Genomic DNA, 3,491 nt, shown 5'->3' with positions numbered 1-3,491 from the left:
AAGCCTCGCTCGCTTGTTCAGGCGCGCGTCGCCCAGGTCCAGTTGCCCGAATTCCGTTTGCGTCCAGGGTGTCGATTCGGTAACCAAGGCGTCCGCTCAAAAGCGGAGAGTAAACGCGATCCGCCGCTAGTTTACAAGCGCTGCTTTATCTCATTGAAAGTAAACAGGCTTTTTCGCGACCGAAACTCGCCGGCCAAGATCTGTATAACGAAATGCGTTAAGCCTGCCGCATCGCCGGGCGCAAAGTTTAGACGATCAGTCATGGGTTTGTTGTCTTTTGTCACTTTCGCAACTGAAAAATCTCAACACATTGAAAGACTTGAGGATTACACAATACCGGATCGACTAGATGCCTATAAGACGGTATCCGAAATATACGAACGAATTACCGGAAAAGAGTATCCATTAAAGCATGAACATGAAGGCGAGGAATAGAGCGGCTTATCGAGACTCCGTTTCCACGAATATTTAAAACAAATGTGCTGATTTTCGTGTTTGAGCGGGGAGTGGAGCCGCGTCGCACTCAGCCATGAACGCATATAGCTGCTGCCGCGGAACTGTTGGGGTCCACCGCGATCGGTTCAGGGTACCCTGCTGAACAGCGCAATTAGCCTTTGGTAGGACCAACCCCCTAAACGGTCAGCGTCCCTCTGCTGCGGCGAATTTATGGCTGACAGTGAGGCGTGGCACATATTCGAGTATCAGTCGGGAAGGGGCTTCGAAGGCCGGGGATCTTCGCAAACAGCTCGCGCAGCACGCGCCATCCAGCCACGGGTCGACTGAAGCCATAAGCCAATCCCGAGTGCGACGACGTGAGCGATCCATAGCGAGAAGCGTTCGAAGCCGACCCAGCAACCGCAAGGAACCCTCCGCTGCGCGCATCACATCGCATCACTCGGGTGGCCCTGAAATTGCCCCTGAACCCGGCGCAGACTGGCGCGGTGGTGGCCGGCGGCCTACTGCATCAAAACCAGCCACCCGAGAGCAGGGCAGGCGGGGAGGGGGACTGCGATCTTGAAGCCGCCGGACCGCCCGCAGCCTGCACGACCGATCGGCCGTCGCGGTGGCGCCTGCGTCGTTGCCGGCCTGCAGTTAGCCCGTTGCAGGCCCGGAAAGCGTCTTGGCGGCCGATCGTCGCCATGCCATTACCCCGAGGCTTTGGTGTGTGCCAGTTCGCGCTTTCGCCATCGCCAAGCGTCTCTGCTCGATGCAATTTGGCCTTCCGCAAGCTAGGCTCGAATCGCCACGGTAGGGTGGGAAGGAGCCCTCGGAACGCTCGATTCGGTGGTCTGTTTGAATTTGCTTTCATCGACAGTTGGAATCACTGTCGGGTCGCCGAAGGTCTATAACTGAATCGGCAGTCCAGAGCGAACGTCTACCCCATCTACCGCTGATACGGAAGCCCGCGAACTTTTGACCTGGAAAGGAGGTTTAGCGATTACGTACGACGAACCCATGCTTTGCCTTTTCGAATCCCGATTAGCCTAGATATAGGAGGTAATCATGCAATGCGGGTACCGTGGGTGGATCATAGACGCGACGCCGGACTTCTCCCTTGGAAAATTCTTTGCGCACGCGCGACTGGTTCGCGTTTCGGCTGACGATAACGTTGACGGCGAAATGCACATCGAGCGTGATCTTTCCTATTTCGACACGGAGGAAGAGGCGATCGAAGTTGCCCAACAATGGGCGTTTGCATGGATATGCGAGCGCGACGGCAGCGTCGATGGTATGCAGCACGAGACACAGGCATCCCGGAGCGGTATTCCGGACGAAATTCCATCCAGATGAAATGCTGAATGCGCTGCGCCCACGCTGACTTATTCATGTAAGCGCACCTTGCAACGCCGTAGCTGGAAGCCCCGACACACAAAGAAAGCGGCGCCGCCGGCCGGGTGTCGGGACGCCGCCTGAATCACACACTCGCAGGACTCGGGAGACCGCACGAGTGACTTGAAGGTATCGTTCGCCACCGCTCGCTTCAAGACGAAAAATCTTCGTTTGTAACGAGGGCAAAAGCATTATTTACATCATTTAATCTGATGACTTCGCCACGCAACCGGCCACGATGGTCCTTTAGCGTGGGCGCGCGACGGTCGCGGTTTTTGGAATTTACAAAATCAAAAATTTCTTACAAAACTGCTCATCGGTTGAATCCGACGAACAACATGTTCCGGGTCATCGTGCATCAGATTTTCCTGGAAACTAGGATTTCCTTCAGTGCATCGGCGTAACGTAAGCCGCACACCGCAATTCCCCCCGAGTGCAAATTTTTGTGCGTCCCAGTTCGACCCCCGCCTCGCCTGGCGCAGATCCCTGTTGGATCGTGAATGCCCATGCTATGTCCACGATCTCACAATTCAATTGGGGGTTCGGCCTAACAGGCACAGCGAATGCTTCGTCTGCATCGTGTCGTCGCCAACTGTGGAGTCATCGCGGAAAAGCACGCCGGATGGCGACTCCGGCCACCCGTCCGGATTGGCCAGGAAGATGGCGAGCGTTTTCATAGCGCAAAGGCTTACGATAGAAAACCTGGTACACCGCTCCCATTGCCATGGCGGAACCAGGAGGCGAGCACGCAGAACGGCCCGCGGCTCATTTCGATGAGCACTCCGCAAGGGGACGGCACATGAAAGTAGTGAATGGAAGGATCAGACGAAACGATCCGAAGCGTGTTGAAATGTTCAGACAGGCCGAGCTTGCGCATTCGGGTGCAGGTAGCCCCGATGCAGACATCAAGGCCGCACCGCCTGCGCGGGGCAGACGCCTTGCGCTTTGGGTTGCGTCGGCAAGCGCATTGGCTGTCGGGGTCATGGGTATCGTCGCGTATGGCGATCGGTTCGACTATGATCAGGCGCTCGGGATCATCGGACCCACGTCGCCAGCGCGACTCACGTCTTGGTCCGGTCATGTCGCACTACCATCGTCGCCTCCCGCTCGCGGAACCGCGGTTGCCAGTGCTGAGCTCGCCCCGCCTGTGTCTTCCGCTCCGTCCGATCACCGCGCTGGACCTACTCCGGATTCTGTTGCGCCGCAGTCGGTTACACGAGGGCCTGGTCAAGCAAGCTATGCCGCCACACAGAATCGCCGCCATTCGGCGCCGCACGTGAGAGCAATCGCGCGGCATGCGCCCGGGATCACCCGACCCACATCGCCAACGCAACAAGCGTCTTCGTCCGGTCATGTCGCGGGATCATCGTCACCTCCTGCCCGGGGAGCTGCAATTGGCAGTGCTGAGCTCGCCCCGCCTGTGTCTTCCGCTCCGTCCGATCACCGCGGTGCGCCTTCTCCAAATTCTGCTTCACTGCAGCTGGCTGCAGGTCGCCCTGCTGGCGCTCCCGGCGGAGGCGGTTCGGGCGCGGGCGGTTCGGGCGCGGGCGGTTCGGGCGCGGGCGGTTCGGGCGCAGGCGGTTCGGGTGCAGGCGCAGGCGGTCACGGCGGAGGCGGTTCGGGCGCGGGCGGTTCAGGCGCAGGCGCAGGCGGTCACGGCG

At 58.8% G+C, this 3,491-nt stretch carries 4 protein-coding genes; 1 reads left to right on the top strand and 3 read right to left on the bottom strand.

The features are described 5' to 3' along the window. A partial coding sequence (locus GNZ13_RS48650; protein WP_172178425.1) for an IS4/Tn5 family transposase DNA-binding protein occupies window positions 1–87 on the bottom strand: 87 nt, incomplete at its 3' end. Between the two features lie 1,416 nt (window positions 88–1,503). Between GNZ13_RS48650 and GNZ13_RS48645 the strand changes: the two genes are divergently transcribed. Beyond that, window positions 1,504–1,791: a hypothetical protein gene (locus GNZ13_RS48645; RefSeq protein ID WP_216675311.1), complete on the top strand. Its 288-nt coding sequence runs from the start codon at window positions 1,504–1,506 to the stop codon at window positions 1,789–1,791. Window positions 1,792–2,360: 569 nt separating this feature from the next. On the opposite strand, the gene GNZ13_RS48640 is transcribed toward GNZ13_RS48645, so the two are convergent. Then, window positions 2,361–2,507, bottom strand: a complete 147-nt coding sequence (locus GNZ13_RS48640; protein ID WP_172178423.1) for a hypothetical protein — start codon at window positions 2,505–2,507, stop codon at window positions 2,361–2,363. Between the two features lie 630 nt (window positions 2,508–3,137). Continuing rightward, window positions 3,138–3,491: hypothetical protein (locus GNZ13_RS51870; RefSeq protein ID WP_216675310.1), on the bottom strand; the 354-nt coding region annotated here is incomplete at its 5' end.

It is taken from the genome of Paraburkholderia elongata, from assembly GCF_013177735.1.
Classification (GTDB): Bacteria; Pseudomonadota; Gammaproteobacteria; order Burkholderiales; family Burkholderiaceae; genus Paraburkholderia; species Paraburkholderia elongata.
Note: the sequence above shows the minus strand (reverse complement) of the source record. Positions and strands in the feature narration are given on the sequence as shown.